At 39.3% G+C, this 25,409-nt stretch carries 4 protein-coding genes and 18 tRNA genes; all 22 read right to left on the bottom strand.

Annotation, left to right across the window (positions count from 1 at the left end):
* Positions 1 to 428 precede the first annotated feature (428 nt).
* Complete coding sequence (locus HMPREF0072_RS04725; RefSeq protein WP_004827783.1) at positions 429 to 17,390, bottom strand: SpaA isopeptide-forming pilin-related protein; 16,962 nt, start codon at positions 17,388 to 17,390, stop codon at positions 429 to 431.
* A 495-nt stretch (positions 17,391 to 17,885) separates the two neighbouring features.
* Entirely contained in the window at positions 17,886 to 19,856 is a 1,971-nt protein-coding gene (locus HMPREF0072_RS04720; RefSeq protein ID WP_004827779.1) for a hypothetical protein, read from the bottom strand.
* A 104-nt stretch (positions 19,857 to 19,960) separates the two neighbouring features.
* Positions 19,961 to 20,638 carry a DNA alkylation repair protein gene (locus HMPREF0072_RS04715; protein WP_004827777.1) on the bottom strand — a complete coding sequence of 226 codons (678 nt, stop codon included), beginning with the start codon at positions 20,636 to 20,638 and terminating at the stop codon, positions 19,961 to 19,963.
* Between the two features lie 2 nt (positions 20,639 to 20,640).
* A complete protein-coding gene (locus HMPREF0072_RS04710) occupies positions 20,641 to 21,414 on the bottom strand; it encodes a hypothetical protein (RefSeq protein ID WP_004827775.1) in 774 nt (257 codons plus the stop codon).
* Between the two features lie 1,529 nt (positions 21,415 to 22,943).
* Positions 22,944 to 23,020, bottom strand: a tRNA-Ile gene (locus HMPREF0072_RS04705).
* 64 nt (positions 23,021 to 23,084) lie between these two features.
* Positions 23,085 to 23,161 (bottom strand) — tRNA-Ile (locus tag HMPREF0072_RS04700).
* A gap of 41 nt (positions 23,162 to 23,202) precedes the next feature.
* Positions 23,203 to 23,278: transfer RNA gene (locus HMPREF0072_RS04695), tRNA-Trp, on the bottom strand.
* Between the two features lie 38 nt (positions 23,279 to 23,316).
* Positions 23,317 to 23,392: transfer RNA gene (locus HMPREF0072_RS04690), tRNA-Phe, on the bottom strand.
* Positions 23,393 to 23,397: 5 nt separating this feature from the next.
* Positions 23,398 to 23,491, bottom strand: a tRNA-Ser gene (locus HMPREF0072_RS04685).
* Positions 23,492 to 23,511: 20 nt separating this feature from the next.
* Positions 23,512 to 23,601, bottom strand: a tRNA-Ser gene (locus tag HMPREF0072_RS04680).
* 138 nt (positions 23,602 to 23,739) lie between these two features.
* A tRNA-Lys gene (locus tag HMPREF0072_RS04675) sits at positions 23,740 to 23,815 on the bottom strand.
* A gap of 4 nt (positions 23,816 to 23,819) precedes the next feature.
* Positions 23,820 to 23,895 (bottom strand) — tRNA-Gln (locus HMPREF0072_RS04670).
* A 74-nt stretch (positions 23,896 to 23,969) separates the two neighbouring features.
* Positions 23,970 to 24,046 (bottom strand) — tRNA-Arg (locus HMPREF0072_RS04665).
* A gap of 33 nt (positions 24,047 to 24,079) precedes the next feature.
* Positions 24,080 to 24,153: transfer RNA gene (locus HMPREF0072_RS04660), tRNA-Gly, on the bottom strand.
* A 4-nt stretch (positions 24,154 to 24,157) separates the two neighbouring features.
* Positions 24,158 to 24,243, bottom strand: a tRNA-Tyr gene (locus tag HMPREF0072_RS04655).
* 11 nt (positions 24,244 to 24,254) lie between these two features.
* Positions 24,255 to 24,330, bottom strand: a tRNA-Thr gene (locus HMPREF0072_RS04650).
* 26 nt (positions 24,331 to 24,356) lie between these two features.
* Positions 24,357 to 24,433, bottom strand: a tRNA-Asp gene (locus HMPREF0072_RS04645).
* 45 nt (positions 24,434 to 24,478) lie between these two features.
* Positions 24,479 to 24,554, bottom strand: a tRNA-Val gene (locus tag HMPREF0072_RS04640).
* Between the two features lie 142 nt (positions 24,555 to 24,696).
* Positions 24,697 to 24,771 (bottom strand) — tRNA-Glu (locus HMPREF0072_RS04635).
* Between the two features lie 40 nt (positions 24,772 to 24,811).
* A tRNA-Met gene (locus tag HMPREF0072_RS04630) sits at positions 24,812 to 24,888 on the bottom strand.
* 48 nt (positions 24,889 to 24,936) lie between these two features.
* Positions 24,937 to 25,025 (bottom strand) — tRNA-Leu (locus HMPREF0072_RS04625).
* 41 nt (positions 25,026 to 25,066) lie between these two features.
* Positions 25,067 to 25,141: transfer RNA gene (locus HMPREF0072_RS04620), tRNA-Asn, on the bottom strand.
* Positions 25,142 to 25,409 lie beyond the last annotated feature (268 nt).

The following is a 25,409-nucleotide window of genomic DNA, read 5'->3' as shown; positions in this document are numbered from 1 at the left end:
TTACTCTATTATATCATAAAGTGAGGATTTGTGACATTTTTGCTAGCTCAATGAGCTTTTGCCATCCCCCGCCCAGTACTTGCAGCATGGGTCCGGCTTTATAATCATAGGCAAGAGCCTAATAATTATTGTGGGTTGTGGGATCTCTTCGTATGAGGAGTCCCGAGTTTATAAGATTTCTCAGTCCTCTCTACGTGCCGAGGGGCATGATGCTTCCTTCGAAACGGCGCTGAGTATTGAGGATTGTTTCCCTCCGTTCATTCTTCTTCCGACTTTGTGGGATTCTTTCTCTCGACTTTGCTCGAGACAGGCTCCTTTTTCGCTCAGAATGACATCGTGGGTGTTCAGAATTACTCTTAGAGTACATCCCCCAGAGCCAGGAGTCTGGCTCTGTTAGGGTGGGTGGGCCTTTTTTCTTATCAAGGAAATCATGCGACCACCTTCTTCTTCCTATAGTAGACATAGATGCCTAATAGCATAACCGCAAGCCCTGCTAGGGTGTAGGTAAGAGCATCACCAACACCTCGTGCCTTAGGTAGTTCTACCTTTCGGTTTTCTATCTCTACTAGGTTTGAATTATCAGCTTTTGGTTCTTCATATGGTTTGTAGACATATGACTTGCCTTGGCTTGGTGATTCAGTTGTTTCTAGCGCCTTCATGGAGAAGGTGTCGTTGATTTCTATATCTGTGTCATCTACGCCTTTGAGGACGGATTTGACTGTTATGTCCTCACTTCCTGAAGGATGTGCGACATAGTCGATTGTTATCTTTGTCCTACTTGTTGATGGATTATCCTTATTAATTTCTAGGAAGTATTTGCTTAGGTCGATTACTCCATTGAACTTGTCAGTTGAAAGTTCTTCTGATGCGTTACCATATGTGACCTTAAGCGATACAGGGCTTCCTAGTTTTGCATTTTCAAAGATAAGTCTTGCATCTTTGTTTGCTACAGCCTTGCCTTCTGGATTTATCTCAAAGGTGTAATGAACGTTATTGTTCTCCTTTTTCCTAGTTACTTTCATCATTGGCTTTTTAGCTTTAGTCTCGGCTTCTAGGTCATCTTTTTGATAAACTTTACCTTTTTTGATGACAAATTCCTTGACTATCTTATCCTCTGTTAGAGGTAGGGAGTAGCCTTTTGGTGCCTTGACTTCCTTGATGAAGTAGTAGCCTGGTTTGTAGAGGCCGTCTAGCTCGACAATACCATCCTGTGGAGATGTGATTTTATCATTTGAGCCAGTGTAGTCTTGTGGAACAGTTTCCCCATCTTTAAACCACATTTTCTCATCGCCACGTTGGTAAAGATGAAGCTGAACTTTCTTATCGCCTTCTTTTTCCTTATACCATAGCTCAAACTCTGCTCCTTCAAGTGGGGTCTTTGTGCCATCTTCTTTGGCTATCGCATCAATCTTCCTAAATTTAATCTTGTGGATTTCTTCGTTTTCGATCTCGGTCGGACTTGTCTTTGCCACGTTGACATCTACATAGGCTGGGCCTTCTTTGGCTAGGTTTGTCAAATCTAGTTTGTATTTAAGTTCACTAATGACAGTGTAGTCAAGGATGACATCTTCAAGTTGGTCTACAGGAAGTAGGGTTTCTACTTGTGTCTTCTCATCCTTCTTTATACTTTCATCCTTCAATTTACCAGTATATTCTACAACTAGGGAGTCTGTTGTTGAAACCTCGCCATCTTTATTTAGTCCATAAAGTTCTCTTAGGGAGTACCTTGAACCAATGTTATCTCCTAGTGGGCCTGACCTTGCAGCGTAGTGTGGGGCAAAGTCCTTGGCTTCGAGTCCATCTATGGTCTTGTTGCCATCTTTTTTGAGGACTGCGACCATAATCTTACCACCCTTTTGGTCTTTAGTTGTATCGCCTCTAGGCTTTATCTCCCAACCATTTTCCATGATTCTGAGGTAAGACTGAGCTTCCTTCATGGTTAGCTCTTTGTGGTCCGGATTTATTATCAATCTTTGCTTGAAGGTCTTCTTATCCTTATCCACAGATAGAACTTCACTTGTGATATATCCCTTTCCACTCTTGTAGTAGCTTGATTTTAGTGGGTTTGCCACCTTGGCTAGGGTCCTGCCATCCTTGATCATAAATTCATGGATGAAGTCGTTAATCCTAGCATAACCACTAGGTGGGTCGATTTCCTTAAGGGCATAGTAGCCATTTTTGTTTAATTCTAGCTTGAACTTACCATCTTTATCCGAACTAACGACTTTAGGTTTTTCTACTTCTTCATTATTTTCAGTAGTTTTTTCCTTATATTCTTGGTAGGTGTCATTCTCTTTTTGCTTATAGTAGACAGCAAATTTAGCATTGGCTAATTTTTTGGTCTTGTCATTCTTGTCTAGCTTGACAAAGTCTACATTTCTAAAGTTTACGACATCTACTGGAATATCTCCGATTAGTTCATCGATATATTCATCTGGTTTAGCAGGTGTTTCGCTAGTATCGCCTTGCGCATTTCCTACAGGTTTGGCTTTCTTCACCTTCCTAGTGATTATACCAAGCTCGCTTACATTAAACTCTGCTGCATGGCCCTCAATCTTGTTGTAGCCGTCTGGTGCATCCTCTTCGACTAGGGCATAGTCGCCTGGACCTAGTTTTTCATAAGAAATTAAACCGTCTTCTTTAGTAGTTTGTACTGGGTCATTGGTTTTTTGCCAGCTATCACCATTCTTTTTGTAGAGGGCAAATTTTGCACCCACAAGAGCTTTGCCATCCACATCTTGCTTCTTAAACTTGATTTCGTTCTTAGGGTTTATAGCTTGGATGATTAGTTGGGCATTTGCGACTGCCTTGTTTTCCTCAAACCTCGCTAGGTCCCATCTTGCCGCTATGGTATATCCTCTGACTATGATAGAAGCAACTGATTCAAATTCCTTTATTTCAGATAATGGAATCTTACCCTTGACTTCTACTATATAGGAGTCGCCTTCATCACTACCAGCATTTGGCATATAACCATTTGGTTGGTTGCCTTCCTTATAGCCACTGAAGTTGAAGCTTGTAGCTCCCATCCTATCAAATCTCTGGTTATATATCTCAGTTAGGTTTGAATCATTATTGATATCTAGGGCAAAAGACTCTGGCATTGATCTTGCTATATTAGCATCGCTGTTGTCCTTCAATTTCATAACCCTAACATTAGCATAGGACAATCTCTTTGTGTTGGTCTTATCCGAACTGTATGGATTATAACGGAAGGTCCAATTCTTCCATCCCTTATCCTTCATCCTATTGATGTAGTAGTATTGGGTAAACTCACCTGTAGTCTTATCCATCTCGGTAATCTTACCAGTAAGGTTGTGCCAATAATTATAGGTTTGATAATCAGTGCCATACCAATAACGGTAGTACTCTGTATATTTGTAAGGGTGACGTGATGTCTCTGCTGGGATATCATAGACTACATTGTAGTTTTTACTATGCTTCTGTTTGCCTTTTAATCCAATACCAACTTCGACATTTTGAGTAGATTTTTTAATATTATCAAGGTTAATCCAAGTTGCTAGGTTGGTCTTAAATTCTGTGAGTGTATAGGTCTTCGCATATTCTGTGAAGGTATAGGTAATCTCGCTATTTTGCTTGTCATACTTAGCCTTGGCGATTGTACCTACACCATCAGCGAAGATGTCAAGACTGCCTAGTGGTTTGTCTTTGTAGATACCATATAGGTCTACCGACTTAGTAAGTTTTACTGTGAAGTGGTCGCCTGGATTAATTTCCTGATCAACCGGCACTTTAAACTTAGCTGTGATTCCTATACTTTGGGCCTTGTGTGGGTGGACAGAAGTTTCTGTGTCTGTCTTATCATCATCCAAAGTTTTTTGAACCTTAATATTAACATCATCTAGGTTAATTTTATCTGTCAAATCTTTGCCACCGGTGCTTGTGTCGTTGACATATGGGTCAAGACCATCACCACCTACAGTAAATCTCCATTTTTGTCCATTGCTCTTATGGCCTTTTGGAGATTCAATTTCCTCTAGGATGTAGTTACCTATTGGTAGCTTATCAAAGATGGCAACACCCAGTTCATTGATGCTTGCAGTAATGATGTCATTTTCTTTTAGAACAATATCTCTTGGCACATCTACTGTAAACTTACCTGAGTTTGGAGTCTTAATCTCAACTGTTTTACCTCCTGGGAAGGTTACAGTAACTTTCGCATTGGAGATGGTCTCGCCATTAATTTTCTTAGCTCCTACCCTTACTGGGTCGAGAGTAAGCACCTTTCCGTTTTTAACTACTGGATTTACTTCATCTTTTTTAGCTACTGTTGCAGTAGCAGTTTCATTAAGATTTTCAGATGTTGCTATATAGCCACCATCTTCATTTCCTGTTGAATCAGGATTAGTGTCAGCATCGGTTCCAAGTCTAGTTAGTCTAAACTTAGCTCCTTCTAGTGGATGTCCTTCTCCATCTTCTTTGTTTATCCTGACCTTACCTTGGCCCGGTTTTTCGTTTATGATTTTACCCATGTTCTTTGCTGTAGCACTGGTTACATAGTCTACTAGCTTACCTTGTTCTACAGTTGTCGCTGCTGGGTTGTATTCGATAATACCATTACCATTGTCATACTCGAGAGTTATTCTACCTCTTCCTTTTGTGATTTCTCCAGTTTCGACATTGGTCTTTGGTTCTTCATAGGAAACAGTCATGTAGAGGATAGCATCTCTGATTGGTCTGTAGCCCTTTGGAGCTTCAACTTCCACAAGTCTATAACGACCTGGTTTTAATCCTCTAAATCCGAAATAACCATTGAAGGCTGAGGATACATAAGATCCCGGAACGTCTACATAGTCGTTTTGAATGTATTGTTGGAGTTTGAAGATGGCTCCTTCAAGCCTGTTTTCAGTTACCTTCTTACCATTGCTCTCCCAACCATCACTCTTTTCTCCATCACGTCCGTGTTTAGAGAAGGTGATGTTGTATGTTTCTTCATCGTTGATGATGTCCAAACCTTCTTTTGGTATCTCTAGCTTATCTTTAGGGTTATCAGTTGTGTATAGGTCTGAAATGTCGGCTTTTGTTGAAAGGGTCTTAAGTGGTGTTTCATTAGCAAATTCCGGAAGAATTTTACCACCTTCCAAGCCTACCCAGTTTTCGTATCTATCATTGTAAGGCTTATATAACCAGCCTTGTTCTTTGATATTAGCTAGGGCAGCTGCACCTGCTTGGTAAGATGCCTTAGGGAAGGTCTTCCATTCAATCTTTTGAGTCTTTTCATTGTAGATTGCTTGGTAGAAGTTTCTTGCTCCTTCGTAGAATTTGATATCCATTTCTAGTTTAGCAAGGTCTTCTGGCTTGATTTTTGTATTTTTATGAGGCGCAACTGGTTTGCCATTTACATCTTTTTCATTAACAGCCATACCCGAAATGAGTGATTCGTCGTAGTAGCCTTCTATATCTATGAAGTAGACCTCACCTGGGTCTAGGTTTAATTGGTCTTCATCAAAGCCCCAATCAAATGGTCTCCATCTGGCTGTGTTTACCATGCTTACACCCTTCTTTGAAAGGTCGTAGTAGCCTAGTATATAATCTGTATCTAGCTTTGTAGCAGGATTTGATATCTTGTAGGTTGTCCTGTAGGCTGTCTTTAAACCTTCTTCTATTGTATCTGGTTTTACTCCTGGTCTGTCCTTTTCAACCCTCTTATATTTTGGAGTGATTTGGACGTTGACCTTTTCTTTCTTTGTGTAACCTCTTAGGTCTATGATTACCCTTTGTACAAAAGTTTTTGCATCTGGATCTATATGGGTAATCTTGGATGCAGTTCTAATTGCAAGGTTGGTTGCTGTTGAATCATCTTGTAATTTAGATTTTGTCGATAGCAAGTATTGGGAAGGTGTTTGTGATGGACCGAAGTAAGTAGCGTGCATCTTGCCTTGGTCATCCTTAACTTCAATCTTCCACTTAGAAGAAGCCTTCTTATAGCCTAATGGTGGATTGATTTCTTCCAATACATAGTAACCTTTTTGAAGTTTGACTGGTTGGTTGTCCTTATCCTTAAATAAAATCCTGCCATCCAAACCTGAAACTGCTGTTATAGGTGTGAAATTTTTATCTTCTGTTTTGTAATCAGCTTCTGTTTTGATTAGCTTAAATTCTCCACCTTCAAGTGTCCTACCATTTATATTTTTCTTATAAACCTTAAGCTCCAAACCAGCTAGCCTATTTGTAAGCATAGCCTTCTTTTTGATAATCTTGTTTGGATTGCTTGGGTCGTAGATTAAATATCCCAATTCATTATCATCTGGTTTTACATCTGGTATATCTGGGTTTGGAGCTGCTCCTTGTCTGAACGTAGCATATACTGTAACATTTTCAGCTGGCATGATGAAGTATGGTCCTTCATTATCATATTGGACATCTACATTTCCGCCCCATTGTTTAGTAACACTTAAGCTTTCAAGTGAATAGTCTTGTTTTGGTGTTGCAGTAATCCTAACCTTATCATTAGGATATGGTCTTCTAGGATTAGTTGTTACACTACCATTTGTAATATTTGGATTGATTCCAACAAGTAAGGTTCCTTCTGGTGGTTGAACATATTGTACATTAGCGTAAATAGTTACTGCTTGATTTGGCATAATAAATGAATATTTATTGCCCTCTTGCTTTAATGGTTCTACATTTCTTCCACTACCATCAGACAATCTTACATAAACACTTGTTATTTCATAATCATCAAATGGTGTGACAGTAAATTCTACAAGTTTTCCAGCCTCTGATTTATTAGGCTCTGTCCTTGTATAAACTACTACCTTCTTACCATTATTATTACCATCGACACCAACGAAGTAGGATACTTTTGGCTTAACTTCTTTTTTGTTAAAGGTAACCCTTATTGTGACGTCTCTAGCTGGCATCTTGAATGGATATTTACCATCAACCAGATTAATTGGAATATTATCACCTTTTACCTGACCAACCTCATATCCTTCTTTTGGAGTGACAGTTATGGTTACCGTTTCACCTTTAGTAGCTTTTGACTTATCAATGCTTACAGTTCCGCCTTCTGTTTGTTCTTTTGTTATGGTGTACTCAATCTTTTTGAAAGTGACCTTTACAATGACATTTTTGGCTGGCATTGAAAAGCTATTGGATAAGAAATTATATTCTGCAACCTTTATCTCATTTTCATCAATTACATTTACACTTTCTAGCCTATATCCTTCTTCTGGACGAATATCCATACCAATAGGTTGGCCAGCAGTTGCTGATGATTGAGTTGGAGTAGCAGTACCTCCTTCAGACACATCGGTTCCGATAGTATATTTTCGATCGAAATCACGTTCGAAGGTTGGTATTATATAAACCTCTCCATCTGGCATTTTGAATTTATTATCAGTTATTTGAACTCGACTACCATTTGATACTGCAAACCAGCTTTTTAACTTATAACCAGGTTCAGGAGATGGGGTTAGGGTAATCTCTTTTCCAGGCCATGAATGGTATTGACTTGCAGTAACTCTTCCATTGGCAGTATCTTGAATGCGGACTACATATCCATTATTTAGATCAGCTTGTTGGAATTGTCCACTTACAGTTACATCGGAAGCTGGCATGGTGAAGTATGGTCCCTGGTCATCATATGAAACAGGTACAGGACTATTATCACTTGTCCTGACATCCACCTGACCATCCACTAAAGAATAATTACCTACGCCTGGATTAATTTGAATCCTTACAGTTTCATTAGCTTTAGCGTTTGGCTGAGCTATTATGCTACCACCTGTTGTCTTAATTGTTGTGATTTTGTAGGTTTGTGGGACAACTTGTGATTTTTCAAATGTTGCATTTAATCTGACATTTGATTTTGGCATTATGAATTTGTTACCTACTATAGGGACTGGATCGAGTAAATCCTCAGCCTCATATACAAGACTTGCTAATTTGTAGCCAGGATCTGGCTCTACATTTACTGTGACTTCGTCTCCTGCCTTCGCCTTATTTACGTTTGGAGTAATTTTACCGTGTGAGATATTTCCAATTACAGTTACATCATAAATTTTTGGTTGTTGACCAGGTGATTTCATTACTGCCATTACTGTTACATCTGTATCTGGCATTTCAAAGCTTGTGCCTGTAACTGTAACATCTTGTCCATTCGCATCTGTAACCGTTAGGCTGTCAAGAACGTAGCCTTCGTAGCCAGTTTTTGGACTTATAGTTAAGTCAATTTTAGTTCCCTTTTTAGCAAGTGTGCTAGAAGGGATGATGGTTGCTTCATTTGGTTGGGTGATTCTTACGGAGTGCTTGCAGTTGATGTCGTCTGCACTTCCATATTTTTCAGCCGCCCATACTCCATTAGATCTATAGCTTGGGTAATAATCCATACCAAGTCCGATTTCACCACCGGTCTTTGGATAATCATACTCAACTTCTATTGCTATTGGTCTTTTGTCGTTAGTAGCTAGTCTAAATTGAAATCTATGATACTGACCATCTGGGATTACTTCATCACTATTATATCTTAAAGTTTGGTTGCCATCGTATTGTATGTTATCAATGGTAGACGAACTTAATACTGGTCTTATGCTTAAAACTTTAAAGTTTATAGGTCTTCCATAGTATTTTTTACCAATAATGCTAGTACCTAATGGTTCGGAGTGGAATTTATATCTTGGACTATCAACACCGGAACCAGATTTGTTTACCAAGAAGATTTGCCTATATTTTCCTTGACCCTTGTTTATCTCAGTTATTCTGGTCTGGTTATCAGTGGCCCTATTGCTGGTTGTTCTATTTATAGATCTATTTTGGTCCACTTTTTCCCAAACATCCGCAGCCCTTGGGGCTCTGGCAGCTCTTGTTGAGTAGGTCATAGACCTTGGGGCTATTGACCTTGCCATCATTGGGGCTAGGCTTCTAAAGCTATTTAGGCTTGCTGATCTTGCTTCTAGGCTTGATAGTGGGCCTGATAGGTCTGTTACATCATTATCCATAGACCTAAAGGCATAGTTTCTTGCTATGATGCCGTTTTCTCTTGCTAGTAAGGCTGGAGTTTCTTCATTCGCTGTTCTTAGCAAGTTTTGGGCATCGTTGCTCTTGTCCTTGCCGTCTATAATTAGCTTGGTGTTTTTATCGACTGTTGGATGTTCAACTTTCGCAAGGACGAAATCATCTAAGCTAGCATACTTCTCTGCTCCCCAGTATTGGTTGCCTTGGTTGTCATAGTCCATACCTGTACCGATGCCACCAATTTCAGTAGCATCTTTTAGGTCTGTTTCTATCACAACAGCTATAGTTTTTTCTCCTGATATTTTTGGTTTTATTACCAATCTAGTATGGTTGTTTTTGTTTATTATCTCAGTACTATATTGGACGTTGGCTCCGATTTTTCCAAGATTTTCTGGACTTGCATCGTTGCCGACCTCAGTTACAGACATTACATTGGTATTTTTGTCTGTTATATCCCATTTTTCTGGGTAGGAATGAAGCTCTAGTGTAGGGTCTAAGAGGTTTTCAGTTAGTCTATTTAGGACATAGACCTGTCTAATTCTATTTGTCGCCTTGTTTATCCTAACAATATGGGTTTTTATTTTCTTATCAGCTGTCTGCTTGTATTCATCCCTTACTGAATCTGATTTGTTAATCTTATTGGTGTTTGTTACATCTACTTTTTGCCACTGAGCTTCTGGGTCCTTGTTTGGTACTGTGTTTGATGGATTGTTGTCTTTGATATAGACTTTTCCATCTTCAAGTATTGTTACTGTCCAGTCAGTGTTTGACCCTTCATAACCTTGTGGAGCTCCATGTTCTTCAAGTTTATAGCTGCCCGGCAAGAGGTCCTTGAAGGATACCTTGCCGTCTTTGTCTGACTTGCCCCACTTGGTTTCTGTTACCGGCTTAGTACCTGTTAGTTTAAATGTTGCGCCTGACAAACCATCAAGACTTGTTTCTCTTACTTTTGTAAATTCAAATTTGTGTCTTTTTCTCTCGTTAGCTACATCGAGTGAGCCTTCTGATACATAAGCACCGATGATATTTCCTGCTTGGGTATTGGATGTTACTTCATCGCCTTCTGGTATATCTGTTACAGATTCGTAGAAATCTGGTTTCCAATATACTTTTTCATTATAGGTTCCAACATTTTCCCAATAGTCAATACCTAGACCTACGCCCCCATTTTCATTTTTGTAAGGTACTTTTACATCAATTATTATAGGCTTATCTGTTTCTGGAAGATCAAATTCCATTCTTTCTGGAACTTCACCTTGTTTTTCAACTTTTTTTGCTGTTAGGTTTAGTTCTGTTGCTACATAGTGCTCTAGCTTGATGTCTTCGACATTTTCTGTCACAGCCTTATCAAGCTTAAAAACTTTGTAGGCTTCTGCCGCAGAGCCTTGGTACCAATCCGAGTTATCTAAATTAAGTGGTTGTCTATGGATTTGAACCTTTGAAGGTCCCATGTCTTTGGCTTCTGGGTTTATTACAAATCTTTGGATTACATAAGGTTGTGCTGCCCCCTTATTTATACCGATAATCCTAGTACCCAACTTATAAGGATATGGGCTGTTGTTTATATAGCCTTTCCATCTTGGATCATTTAAACCACTAAACTTGGCTGGAGATCTTTTGCTCATATCTACCCAATGTGTTCCCTCTTCATTTAGGAGGGATAAGTTTGCTTTGGAACTGGTTTCTTCATCTGGACCTTCTATATAGTCGTAAACTTTTACCTTATTATCTTTAACTACAAGTACCCATTTTTTGTCTAGTTTCTTGTAGCCTGTTGGTGGGTCAGTTTCTTCTAATGTATAGATTCCATCTATGAGCTTTAAGTCTGCTCCAGTATTGTTTTTGAATTTTACAAGACCACTTGAGTCTGATTCTCCTTTTCCTACTTCGGTATAATTTTTTCCATCTTTTTTCTTTATAACGAATTTTGCACCAGCTAGGGCTTGACCTTGGTCTCCTTTTTTGTAGACTACAAAGTCTTGGCCTTCTGGCTTGTTGGCAACCTCTAAAGTAAGGTCTTTACCAATGATAGATGTTCCGTCGCTATTGAATCCTACTTCTGTGATGGTAACAATGCCGTCTTTTGCCACGTTTACCAACCATCTCTTATCTGACTTTATAAAGTCCTTTGGAGCTTCAGTTTCTTTTAGTCTATAAACTCCTGGTTGTAATTTGTCAAAGGTTAAATATCCATCTTTACCTGTTTTTTTGGTAATACTTTTGCCTGTATCCATATTTGTTAAGGTGAAGATTGCTCCTGCTAGGTTTTGGGATTTGTCTGCTTCGTTATACTTCCTAATTTTGAATTGGGTTGGAACGTACTCTTCGTTCGCCATCATTACCTTTTGCTTGTAGAATTTAGGAATTTCTTTTTTATTTTGTTCGGCTGTGGCTTCGTTGACATTTACCTTAGAAGCAAAGGCTGACTTAAGTGAGTTTTTTGTGTCAGATGAGTTTTGCATAACGAAGGCCCTAAATCTACTCCTAAATGTATTTAGGTCTGTTACCTTGAAAGTTTGATCGATTACATAACCTTCGTTATTCTTACTAATGGCAGGAATGTCAATTTGAAGTGGTCTTGGACCAGTAAGAGCTCCTGTTGAACTTAGCTGGTTCTCATCATATGTCAAGCCTATAGAGCCTTGCCTACTAGAAACATATTTGTCATTAATATCTTGGTTTAATTCCAACCTATATATACTTGGGTCGTTTTCTGGTCTAATACCCATTGACAAAGGCATGTAAGGTTCGCTTGTTTTTTGATTAAAATTATTTACAGTTGGCTGTACAGAATATACCTTTACATTTTGTAGCTTAAAGGCTGTTTTGTAACCTCTACCCACCCAATTTGCTATATTGCCTGATTGCCAGTCAGTTGACATCCAGTTAAAATAAAATGTTCTGGCAATCATACGGTTACCAACTGCATTGGCTTTTGGGTTGTAGTAGGCTATGGCCTTTACATACCAATCTTCTCCTTCTTTATACACTTCCCTAAAATAATAGGCTTGAGGTGGTGCATTACCATCTTTAGGTGAATCATAGTCCTCATAGAAGGCCTTGACATGGACGGTATCCACTTGGTTACCCATAACCTTAACTTTATTTTGACCTGGGGCAACTACGTTTGTAAATTCATAGTCTCCATTATTTTTTGCATAGAATTTGGATGGGATAACACCATCTATTACTAGGTCAAAGATTACTTCACCAGATCCTGATGCCTCTGTGAATACATAGGTCAAAAGATTAGTATCGTAGTTGAAGTATGGTTTGGCTATGACTTGTCCATTATTTTTTATTTCAGGAAATTGGTTTACATATTGGGTAAAGTCAAGTTTTGGGTCAAATTGAATTTCAAATCTCTTTCCTGGTTCTGATGAACTTAATTTAATATTTGCCTTGTAGGTATAAGATTCGTAACGATAAGCTTCCCATACACCTTCTTTGATTCCAGTTTCACCAAAGTTGTTTTCGCTTAAGGTCATTGATTGATTGACTGTAACTACATCAACTTTTGTTTTTTCGTCCGCAATGACCTCATCTTCAATCCAATAATCTACACCGGCAACTGGTGTACCTACTCCATTTTTAAATCTTGGCTTGTAGGTTACTTGGGATGCCTCATCTACATGGACATCAAAAACAAGTTGGGATTCGATATAGCCTTCTGGACCGGCGACTTCTTCTATTATATAATCGCCTGGAGGCATCTTGTCAAAGTCTACCTTACCTTTATTCTCTCCTATACTTACTGACTTAACAGTTTTGAGGATTTCATCAGTGTCAGGGTTTTTGAGAACAAAGGTAGCTCCACCCAAGGTTTCCTTTTTGCTTGTTACCTTTATTACCTCTATTGGTTTGGTTTCAAATTTTTCATCTTTTACTGTTACAGTAGTTTTATTAACCACATTAGGATCTGCTGGTGTAATAGTTTTTTGTATCTTAGAATTATTTCCTGGATTAGTATTATCTACTAACCAATCATAACCAATTTCCCCATTGCTTGTTGAAGGTGTTCCTTTTACTTTTACTAAAAAGCCCCAATTTGTTCCAAATCTTTCATGTGGGATTTTTATTTGATAGCCTGTTTTTTGTGTGTAGGTATCGTAAACTTTAGGATCGCCTGTGATAGGAAACCTGTTTGGCTGGTTGAGGACTGGACCAGCAATTTTACCTTCTACACCTGTTTGAAGCTCCATAGCTTGTCTTAGACCCGATCTCAAGGATGGGCCGACGTCATAAACTTCGACATTTAGATTTTTAGAATTGTCGTATCCTGTGATGCTCAACCTAGTGTTTTGGTTGGTACCACCACCCTCATCTGGTTTTAGGTAGATGTAGGTTGTGACCTCTCCGTTTTGTCCCTTTGTCGCATATGACATTAGGTTCATAAAGAGAGGATAGTCTTTGTCTTTAAAGTATTGGGTCGCACCTTCGTCGCCAGTTTGTTTGGCGTCTGGTCCTGTCGCCCTTACCTTACCATTTTTTTCTACAACAATTTTTGTATCTTCCGCTAATTTATATCCTGGTGGCGCCTTGATTTCTGTTAAGTAGTAAGTGCCAGGCTTGATATTTTTAAATTCTGCCTTACCTTCGCTGTTGGTGATAGCTTCTCCACCACGGAAGAGTCTGAAAGTCGCATTAGGTACGTCTTCCTTATCTGGTCCAACTTTATGGAGAGTGAAGTTTCCAAATTTTTCTTCAGTTTTTACTACTCCCCTGTTGTGGATGTAATAGTCACCAAGATCTTGCCTGTAGTAGTTATAATTTTCTACGAATTGGTGACCATTTACTTCTTTTGGTAGGTCTTGTTTTATCGCTGGTTGGACCCTAGTAGCATTTCCAGAATCGTCAATGTTCCATACCTTTACATTTTGTATAGTGAATTGTCTGTTTGAATCAGAATTAGAGCCTTGTTCAAGGTTAATATGTCCAAGCTCATAGCCATCCTGTCCTTCTTGTTTGTTTGGATTTACAGCCTTAATGGTTTGAGCTGGCATGTTAATGCCTGCTTCAAGACCCCAGTATTGGTCTACATGGATATCCTGATTCTTTGAGATGACAACCCCTCCAATAGATGAAGCAGGTTTACCATCAAGATTTGTAGTATATTCATAGGCTACTATTGAGCCTACTGGTTGGGCGTTTTGTGGCTTGGTTTCTTTGTCTGGAATAGAACTTACACTTTCATCGCTTCCGACTTGGATCATTTGTCCATATGTTGGGCTACCCTTTTTTGTATCCACTCCATAAACTGCCACTTTTCCAGATGATATACTTTGTCCTCCTGCTAGTTGTCTTGATTCTAGAGGTAGTTTGCCATCATCTCCTGTGGAAACTTGGTCTGTTATAGTCCATCTGGCTTCAGTTTGGTTCGGAAATTCTCCCAAGATCGATGTTCTATTGTTCATTCCAACACGACTTGGGGTTAGGACCTCCACCTTTTCTTTTGGATACCCTTGCCTACCAACAACCCTCTTTGCTCCGACCTTGCCATTTGCCATAGCATTTAGGTCTAGCATGTAAGATTCTTGTTTGTTGATTACTGGTGTATAGAAGGTGAAATTTAATTCCCTAGTATTCTTATTTGGTTTGTAGTTTATTGAGTCTACTATACCAGTATGATCTTTTAAGTTGTTGCTTGTTGCTTTAACATTAGCTCCATCCAGTGTTAGATTTTGGATTTCGCCAAGTCCTGAACCTTTTACTGTTGTAAAGTTTACAGATAAGTTTATACCTTTTAGGTCTACTGTTGATAGGACTGTAGCCTTCCAACTAAATCCTTTGAGCTCTCCGTCTACTACATTTGGGATACCATAGGCATCCATGTCTACCTTGTAGGACTTATCGTCAGATTCTATAAGTTCTGGTACATCTCCCCTGCCTGGTTCGATGATGGTACCTGCAAGATTTCCATACCTGTCTACTTTTTGTGGTAGCAAATCTTTTGGTGCTTTGACACCCATACCAGATACCTTGTTAATAACGGTAAAGTTTCCGTCTTGATCAAGGGTAGTTATATTGTCTGTATTGTAGTCTACTGGAATTTTTAATAAGATGCTTATATTTTCTGGTATTTGACCTTGGATATTATATCTTATTTTATTTTCACCCTTATCGTTAATATACTTTGGTTTTGCAATTACTCTTCCGTTGTATTTGATGTCTTCAAGGCTTGATGGGTCTTTTACTGTAAGCTTATTATCAAGGTGGATATCAAAATATTGGTAATCTTGGATAGCTCCTCCTGCGTTTGATGTGTTAAAACGAGTGAGAACTGTAAACTTTTTATTTTTTAAATTTTCTTTTTCTTTATCAGTTAATTGGTTTGCTCCTCTTACTGCGAAGACATGGCCACCTGTGTAGCCTGTTTTTTCGATAAGGGCCCTAATAGCATCGCCGTTGTCGTCCATTAGTTTGGCTTGGTCAGCTTTTGATAGGTTGTATTTGCTCTTGAAGCTGTCTAGGAGTTTTTGGATGTCTGCTAGAGTATTTTTCTTGTCAGCTAGGGCTTTCTTTAATTCCCTGTCTGCTTTTTGGAGGTCAGTTTGGCCTAGTAGGCTCTTTAGGCCTTCAAAGATGCCAGATTTTTTGGCTGGTTCTTTTTTAGCTTCTTCTTTTAGACTTGCAAGGTCCTTGTCAAAAGTTTTTACTGCTTCAGATTTTTCATTTTGAAGTGGTTTATCCTCTTGGTTTGCCTTTGGCTCTTCCTTTTTTACTGGAGGAGTATGCTCTTGGCTTTCCTTGCTTGGTGCTGGTTTTTCTTCAGCTTTTTGACCTTCATTTTTCTTTGCCTCTGGTTTTTTATCTTGAGGTTTTGCTTCTTTCTTTTCTGGGTAGGCATAGGTGATTATTTCATCGTAGTTTATATTGGCTGCCTTGTTGGTTTGTTTGTTTAGACCAGAAAGGATTGCTTCTAAGTATGATTTTAGGTCTGCTTTTGCTAGTTGGTTTCTTTCTGCTAGGGACTTGGTGAAGTCTTTGAGGTCTTGGTCGGTTATTCTTTCCTCGTTGTAGGAGTTTAGGATATCGGCAAGATCAGCTATAGCAGTTTCTAGTTGGTTTGTTAGTTTGTTTTCTGCCTTTAGTCTAGCTATTAGGCTGTCCCTGTTTAGGATTAGGGCAGAAATTTTTGGTTTTTTATTTTCCTCTACCGGCTGATTTTTTTCTTCAATTTTGATTTCCTTGCCTGAGGAATCTGTTGCCACGATTTGTGTTTGAGAATCTTTGCCTTCAGGTTTTGCTCCTGGGTTTGATTCTACATTACTTTCACTTGGTTTGACTTCGACTGTGCCTTTATCTGTTGGGTCTTTTTGATATTTTTTGTTTTCTTCCTTCTGGGCAGGCTCTTCGTCGTCATTTGATTTTTCTTCTTCATTTCCTTCTATATATATAGGGTTTTTTACCACCCCATTATTTAGGGAATATGATTTTACTTTTGTGTTTTTCTTTGATACTTTGGTTTTGAGTGTAAGTTTTGCAAGGTGGCCCTTTGGTATTTCAAACTTAATCTTTTTCGCAAAGTCTATTGTTTGTGAGAATTCTCTCTTGATTTCAAAACCCTTGTCGGTTGGTTCATAATAGTCGATAGCTATTTTTGAATTTGTTGGGTCTTGGTTTTTGTCTAGGTTGAAGTCGTAGGTTATTTCTTGGTTTTCTTCTTCATTTAGGATGAAGGCTTCCCATGTGATGGAGTCTTGGCTTGCAAATAGGCCGCCCAAGATGCCTTCTTTTTTGTATTCACCCTTGATTAGTGGGCTTTCGTCGTCTTCATTTACCAATTCTACCGTTTCTACTTCTTGACCATCTTTGAGGCTTAGTCCTTTTTCTACCTTTAGATTGTAGGCAAGAACTTCGCTTTTAGCTTCTTCGGCTAGGCTTAGGATCAATTTATATGACCTTTGGTCTTTGGCTTTGTTCACATCGGCGCTTAGCTCATAGATTATTTCATCTTTGGCTTTGGATGTTATTACAAGGCTTGGTAGGCCCTCTGCCTTAAAGTCTGGTTCGTTTGTTTGATTTTCTGTATTTGCTGATATGAGTTGTAGGTCATTGAGGTTGGAAGATGGTGTTTTTGTTAGGCTTAATGAAAGTTTGCCTTGCTTATCTTCTGCTAATTTTTCTTTTCTCTTAGCTTTGATAGTGTAGTTTATCTTTGTTAGGCTCGGATCGAGGTTGGCTTTGATTTCAAGATTGTAACTTCCTAGGTCCTTACTTAGTTTTGTTTTGTCTGTGTTTTCAATTCTTGGGAGCTCTTCCTTGTTTTCTCTAATACCCATGATTGAAGAATTTTCAGTATAAACTACTGGCTCATTTGCGTTGGCAAAGGCTGTTGGTGGTATAGACATGGCAACAGCAATGACGGTCGCAAATATTTTTCTTGTTAATAAACTAATTTTTCCTTTCATAATAACCTCCTTTCTCTCTCATACTCCTTATTTATTTTTATCGGAAATTTCATCCGCAGTGTATTTTTTATTTTTAAATGGTTTATGGTTTTCATCTTAAATTCCTTAATTTGATCTAGCGTTTACATATATTTTTTATGTATTTTTGTAATAAAGATAAACAAAATATTTATTATTATATTTGTTGTATTTCTTACTATAATAATATAACATTTTGGCTTTTTTTACAAGAGTTAAAGTGGATTTACTCTTGCTTTAGAGATTTTTCAAAACTTATTTTTTGACTGCCTTGGATTTGAAAATTTTATATTTACAAGTATGTTTCAACCATTTTTTAATTATATTTTTAATTTCCCTGGTTTTTGTAAATAAGTAGATATATTCTCTGTCTTTTTGCCCATAGTTAATAAATAATTTCTAATGAATAATAAGGATCTCATTAAAGAATTTTAAGTGTGAGAAAGGGCTCACACTTGTGTATAAGCCCTTCATTTTTTATTTATTGTCTATAAGCTTGCTTCTTTTATCTAATGATTGAAGGTATTTTATAAAGATTGGTGTATTCACTTTTGGCTCTTCTGTTGCCTTTCTTAACTCAAATGTATGTTCCTTTGGATTTTCTATGTTTGTTGTATCAAAAATAGATATCCTCTTGGTTAAATCTTTATTTTCTTTGCTTTCCTTAACATTAGTTGGTTTGCTTTCAGCTTTTTTGTCGTCTTTTTCACCTATGGTTACTGTGTCGACTTTTTTGATTGCTTCTTCTAATTTCTTTTTGAGATCTTTTGAGAAATTTCTCTCGCTTTGGCGTGGAGAATCTTTTGTTAGATCAGAAATTGTGCTTAGAGGTGTAAGTTTGCCTAAGTTTAGGACAAGTTTTGTGCCTTTGGCTTTGCTCGCTAGTGGGTCTGTGTTGTTATCGATTAAGTTTATTTCATCTAGCTCGATTAATTTTTTGTTTGCCTTTTTATTTAGGTCTTTTGCCTCTTTTACAAGGTCTGCTATCCTTTTATATTCAGCCTTAGCTTCTTGTGGATTATCTTTTTCAAGCTTGTTTAGCTTGTCTAGCTCATTGTCTAGGAGAGCTTGTTGGATTAGCTCTTCAATCTTTTTTGTTTGCTCTTTTAGGATGACGGATAGGGCTCTGTATTCTCTTTCTTCCTCGTCTGGATAAAGTTCTATTAGGGATTTTTTCTTTTCTGCTAATAGGCCTTCCACCTCATCCATGGCATCTCTTAGAGCTTTTTCACTATCAAATTTTGCTTCCTTACCCTTGTTTGCATCTTTTTTTACAACAAAGCTCATTAGCGAAATTGGTTCGCTTGAGTCTTTTGGCAGTTCAAATCCATAGGTAAAGATTTCTGCATCTTTGATTGGGTTATCTTTGTCAGATTTTTCTCTTACATCAAGCCTTACTAGGGAATTTGCTGGGATTTTGTAGGATTCCAGATCTGTTATGTCATCTCTTTTTTCCTCTAGGGTGTTTGGATTGATGTAGTTTACTACGATTTTATATTTGTCGCCGACCTTAAGTCCTGGGTGGATAAAGTCGGTTAGGTTTTTTTCTTCGTCTGTGTCGTTTAGGAGGTATTTTGTAAATGGAAGATTTTCAAACGGATTTACCTTGTCTTCACCAAGGTTGTCATAGTCTTTTTTATCCTTGTCGGATGTGATGTAGTAACTAAAATCTCCGTTCTTGCCTAGGGTTACGTCCATCCTGCCAATAGTAGGTTTTCCACCCCTACTTACTACATAATAAAGCGTATAATCACCAGGCTCTGCATCTCTATCGATTTTTACGACTGCCTTAACATAGCCATCAGAGGTAATCTTAGTTTTTATCCTGAAGCCTAGGACATCTTCACTTTCGATTTGCTCAGCTGCTTCTGCCATTTTTTTGCCGGCAGATGTGACCTTGCCTTCTGTGTTAAAATTGTCTAATTCTACATTTTTAACCTTGCCATCTTTTAGGGCAAAGACTGATATTGTGTAGTCTCTTGGCTCGTCATCTCCCTTAATCGCAAAAGAATAAGCAAGATATGTATAATTCCTCGAATCCTTATCCCCTTCCTTCAATTCTACTGAGTAAGGATTAACTTTAATCTTTTCTTCTTCTTTTTTGTTAGCCTCATCTTTTAGGCTTCGGTAATTGGTGTTGACTAGTAAATTGAGGAATGAATTTGTCCTGTAATTAGTAAGTCTAGGGGTTGGCTGAGGCCTTGTTGGAGTAGCAGGAGTTACTGGATTTACATTCGCAGGATTTACAGTATTTTCCGGATTCGTTTGTATGATTTCGTTATCTTCGATTGGTTTAGTATTTGCTTCTACTTGGGTTTTAGGTCCCTGGTCTAAAGTTTCTGGACTGGTTAGGGTTTGGCCTTCATCAGCGTTAGCATTTAGCGGAAGAGCTAAGGCTAAGGCTAAGGAAAGGATTCCGAAACCAAGGTTGTTTTTTCTCATTTTCATAGTATCCTCCGTTTACTTATATTTTATCACATTTTGCTATAATTACAATGACTACTTTATGAATATTTTTTATAAATGATTAAGTATAAAATTTTCCTTAGTTGTTAAAGGTATTTGCTAGCTTCTCTTGTGGAGAGCCTTGGTAAACGATTATTCTCTACAGTCAAAAAATTCCTGACCCAGTCAGGATTTCTCTTAGAATATTCCCTTAACGCCCACCCTATTGCCTTGGCTATAAAAAATTTTTCGTCCTTATCCTTGCAAGTGACGCTCAAATTTATTTTTATGATTTTTGCCAAAAGGTCGGTGTTTGTTTTTTCCTTATATTTTCTTTGGTGGCCAATGGCAATACGCCTTAGCCAAAAATTTTCGCTCCTAGCAAGGGTTGTGATTTTCTTTTCGAAGTCCTTGTTCGTAAGACCTAGGCTACCTATGATGGTGTCGATATTATCAATGGTATCCCACCATGGGCGCAAGCTTGCAAGGCCAACAAGCCTTTCAAAATCTGAAAGGCTTAGGAGCTTGGACTGGGTCTTCAAAAGGTCGAGACCCAGGTAGTTTATTTCCCTGTAATTATGGGAGAAGAGGTCGGTTAAAAGTTGCCAATTGATGGCTCCTTCCTTTTTCGCTTCCTTCAAAAAAGGCTTGGTTAACTCGCTTCTTTTGCCTGCAGGTATCCCATAAAAATCAAATTTATTTCTCATATAGGCAGCCATTTTTTCTGCCCTAGGAGGATTGGCGTTATTTTTAAAAATATTTTCTATTTCTTCGATTTCAAACATCACTAAAAATTTTCCAGCCTGATGTAGCCACTTGGTCCATAAATCGCCCACTTAGTTGACCTTAAGAGGTCGGCGCCAAAGACTACTTGGATGTCCTTGCCTTCTAGGTCTGGCTCAATTTGAGTCGAACCGAGGCTAACTTCCTTGTTGTCATTAGTGAAAACAAAACGGTTAATGCTTGTGATAGCATCGGTTGATTCGCCCATCATGGCAAGGGTATCCTTGGCATTTGGGTCATTTTCCAAAGCCTCCTTAGCTAGACTTGGTGAAATGATAGTAAAGGGTCTGGATGTGTCTATGGCGGCCTTTATGATTTTGTCATTAAAGCCGATATTGATAATTGGTCGGTTGTTTTTTTCCTTGCTCGACTTAAAATCGGAAGTTTGCACCTCAAAACGCCCCTCTCTTGGATTTGCCCTCCAAGCAAATTGGGAAATTACATTCCAACCAAGAACCATATCACAGTCATTAGTATTGCCAAGAGAATCTGTGCCAAGATCAAAGGCGCTATCCTTGGCAACAAGGACAGGCACCTTGGAAAGCCTTAGGCCTCCGATTAATAAATCTCCAAGAATAGCTCTCTTGTAAGTTTTTTTATCATCTATGTAATCTTCATCAAGTAAATTTATATCAAGCTCAGAGGCCACAGACTCCTTAACCATAGTATTGCCCCTAGTATTGAACAAAGCAATAAGCCCCCTACCATTTGAACCTAGGCCGAGGTAAATATAGTTAAAAAATGTCTTGTCAGCAACTGGCACTAAAGAAAAATCCATAAAAACTCCTTTTTCTAATTATTTATAATATTATACCACATAGGCTGGGCTTATCCGAAATTAAGTGTTTTTTCTTTTCCAAGATAAGTTATCAATTCAGAGTCATACCCAGTGAAAAAGCAAGGAATCGGTGAAGAAACACATGAAACAACCAACCAACGCCATTCCGACAGAGACTCTGCCATATAATTTACCTCAAGCGTAGACGAGAGGACAAACAATCTCACAAAAAGAGAATTTATATTGGAAATCTTTTTAAATACGGAGTTTCTACTATTTTTCCTTGATCTTTAAATTATTTTTCAATATTAAGTAGGATGAAATTATCCAAAAAAATAAGCACTTCTTAAAGAAATGCTTGGTGGGGCTTTATAGACTTGTCCTGACGAGATGAAATCGAGTCATGGAAAGCCTTATGCAGAGGCTTAGTCTTATCCTAGCAAGCGATAGCGAGTTATGGAAAGACTTGCTGATGTCAGGGACTCGATACCCTGGACCTTTTGAAAGCCCCTTGATTTGGGGCTTTCAAGGCTGAAATATAGGGCACTTAAACATCCTTTGATTTTGGATGTTTAAGGAGAAAAAGTAGTGCGAAAGCACGAAAAGCTTACGAAGTAAGCGATTTTCTCAAGCCCGAAAGAGTCTGCGTAGCAGACGGGTTTCAGCTCGATTATGACATAACCGGGAGGTCCGCCCCCAAATTTCCCAAAAAAATAAGCACTTCTCAGGGAAATGCTTGGTGGGGCTTAAGGGACTTGATACCTGTGACCTAGTCCCACGCTTGGGTGAAGCGTACAAAGTACGCTTCATTTTCGAGACGAACATAGTGAGTCCGAAAAACTGTTATGAGCTTGCTCATAACCGGTTCTATGTACAAAAAAAGCACTTCGACGTGGAAGTACTTGGTGGGGCTTTATAGACTTGTCCTTGCGAATACGTGGTATGAGCAATGGAAAGTCTTATGCAGAGGCTTAGTCTTATCCTAGCAAGCGATAGCGAGTTATGGAAAGACTTGCTGATGTCAGGGACTCGATACCTGTGACCTAGTCCCACGCTTGGGTGAAGCGTGCAAAGTACGCTTCATTTTCGAGACGAACGTAGTGAGTCCGAAAAACTGTTATGAGCTTGCTCATAACCGGTTCTATGTACAAAAAAAGCACTTCGACGTGGAAGTACTTGGTGGGGCTTCAGGGACTCGATACCTGTGACCTAGTCCCACGCTTGGGTGAAGCGTACAAGGTACGCTTCATTTTCGAGACGAACGTCGTGAGTCCGAAAAACTGTTATGAGCTTGCTCATAACCGGTTCTATGTACAAAAAAAGCACTTCGACGTGGAAATGCTTGGTGGGGCTTCAGGGACTCGAACCCTGGACCTCTTCAAAGCCCCTTAACTTGGGGCTTTGAAGGCTGAAACATAGTGCGAGAGCACGGTAGAGTCTGCGAAGCAGACGGGTTTCAGCTCGGTTGAGCCGGAAGGCTCATAACCGGTATGTATGCACAAAAAAAAGCACTTCAACGTGGAAATGCTTGGTGGGGCTTCAGGGACTCGAACCCTGGACCTACCGGTTATGAGCCGGGCGCTCTAACCGACTGAGCTAAAGCCCCATATAACTGGTATGTATTTATTTTTAAAATAAATTAAGCCTTAAAGGCTTGTAAAGTGAGATTATGGTGGACCTGAGTAGACTCGAACTACCGACCTCACGCTTATCAGGCGTGCGCTCTAACCACCTGAGCTACAGGTCCATATTATAAAATTTAATTTTCAAACTCATTAGAATTTGTTTTGGCAGGGGAGACAGGATTTGAACCCGCGACATCCGGTTTTGGAGACCGACGTTCTGCCAGCTGAACTACTCCCCTATATCCATCACCGTAATATTTTAAAGCTTTGAAAATTTTGGTGCCCAGAGGCGGAATCGAACCACCGACACGGGGATTTTCAGTCCCCTGCTCTACCGACTGAGCTATCTGGGCATACTTGGCGGAGAAGGAGGGATTTGAACCCTCGCATCCCGTAAATTGGGATCTACTCCCTTAGCAGGGGAGCCTCTTCAGCCACTTGAGTACTTCTCCATATATAATTATAACCTTTTTGGCGGAGAGGAAGGGATTCGAACCCTTGTGAGCCAATGACTCTAACGGTTTTCAAGACCGCCCCGTTATGACCGCTTCGGTACCTCTCCTTATTTTATGTAATTAAAGTATTCAAATGGCCTTTCCTATTATCCATAAGATAATAAAAGTAAAATCGTTGAAAAAAATCAACGAGTTGTCCTTATTAGATAAGACCTAAATAAATTAGGTCTATCTAAATAATTAATTGGTGACCCATCGGAGATTCGAACTCCGGACGCCCTGATTAAAAGTCAGGTGCTCTACCGGCTGAGCTAATGGATCATATTGGCTGGGATAGCAGGACTCGAACCTACGCATACCAGAGTCAAAGTCTGGTGCCTTACCGACTTGGCTATATCCCAACAGTCACGTACTTATATATTATAACACAACTTTGACAATTTTGCAAGTATTTATTTGCGAGTGCCTATTTTCTTGGCGCGCCTTCCAGGATTCGAACCTGGGACACACGGATTAGAAGTCCGATGCTCTATCCAGCTGAGCTAAAGGCGCATATAAGATTCAGTTACTTATATGAACTTTTTATGGAGCGGGTGAAGGGAATCGAACCCTCGCAACCAGCTTGGAAGGCTGGGGCTCTACCACTGAGCTACACCCGCATATTGGTGGGGATGAGCGGATTCGAACCACTGAAAGCTAAGCTAACGGATTTACAGTCCGTCCCATTTGGCCAACTCTGGAACATCCCCATATTAATTTGTGGAGCTGATGATAGGACTTGAACCTACAACCTATTGATTACAAATCAATTGCTCTGCCAATTGAGCTACATCAGCACATTGGATCACTATTGCAATCCAAATGGCGACCTGGATGGGAATCGAACCCACGACCTCCGCCGTGACAGGGCGGCATTCTAACCAGCTGAACTACCAGGCCATAATCAAGGATTAAATAATCCCCAAAAAATATATTAATTATAAATGGTGGAAGTAACAGGGCTCGAACCTGTGACCCCCTGCTTGTAAGGCAGATGCTCTCCCAACTGAGCTATACTTCCATAAACAGAACGAATTTTATAAGTCCTCGGACTTCGTCCTGCGGTATTTCGTCTTAAGGTTTTTATTTTCCGTACATCAGCTATCTCGCTTCGCTACGAGGTGCTCCACACGGGCCCTCCATGAGCTGGGCAGGCTTGCTTTTGGTGACCCTACCGGGATTCGAACCCGGGATACCACCGTGAAAGGGTGGTGTCTTAACCGCTTGACCATAGGGCCGTATTTCTAGTATTATTTTAAGTTTGTATTGATTTATGTATGGTTGCGGGAGCAGGATTTGAACCTACGACCTCCGGGTTATGAGCCCGACGAGCTACCAGACTGCTCTATCCCGCGACATTGACCAGGAAAGATAATCCTTGTACCCTTAGACCAAAAATAATATGGTGCCGAGAATCGGAATCGAACCGATACGGTGTTTAACCACCGCAGGATTTTAAGTCCTGTGCGTCTGCCAGTTCCGCCACCCCGGCATTGTCATATTAAAGCTTTGTGGCTTTAAGCTAAAAGCTAATGGCGCTCAGGGTGGGACTCGAACCCACAACCTACCGGTTAACAGCCGGGTGCTCCACCATTGAGCTACCTAAGCATTATAGTGCTAATATCATAGCATTAAAATGTGATTTTGTCAATATTTTTCTAACCCATTCCTAACCCAACCATAATTTGACTGGGTAGAAATTAGTTATTTGGCGACTTCCTAACCTCATACAAGGTCTCCCGACCTCTACTATCTCGTAGACACTTTAGGGAAGTCTTTTTATTTGTCGATTTCCCACTCTACCAAACGGTAGAGCGACCTCTACTATCTCGTTACAAGGTTATGGAAATCTTAAGTTATTTGGCGACTTCCTACT

It is taken from the genome of Anaerococcus lactolyticus ATCC 51172 (assembly GCF_000156575.1).
GTDB classification, from domain to species: domain Bacteria; phylum Bacillota; class Clostridia; order Tissierellales; family Peptoniphilaceae; genus Anaerococcus; species Anaerococcus lactolyticus.
This window is presented reverse-complemented; position numbering and strand designations above follow the sequence as displayed.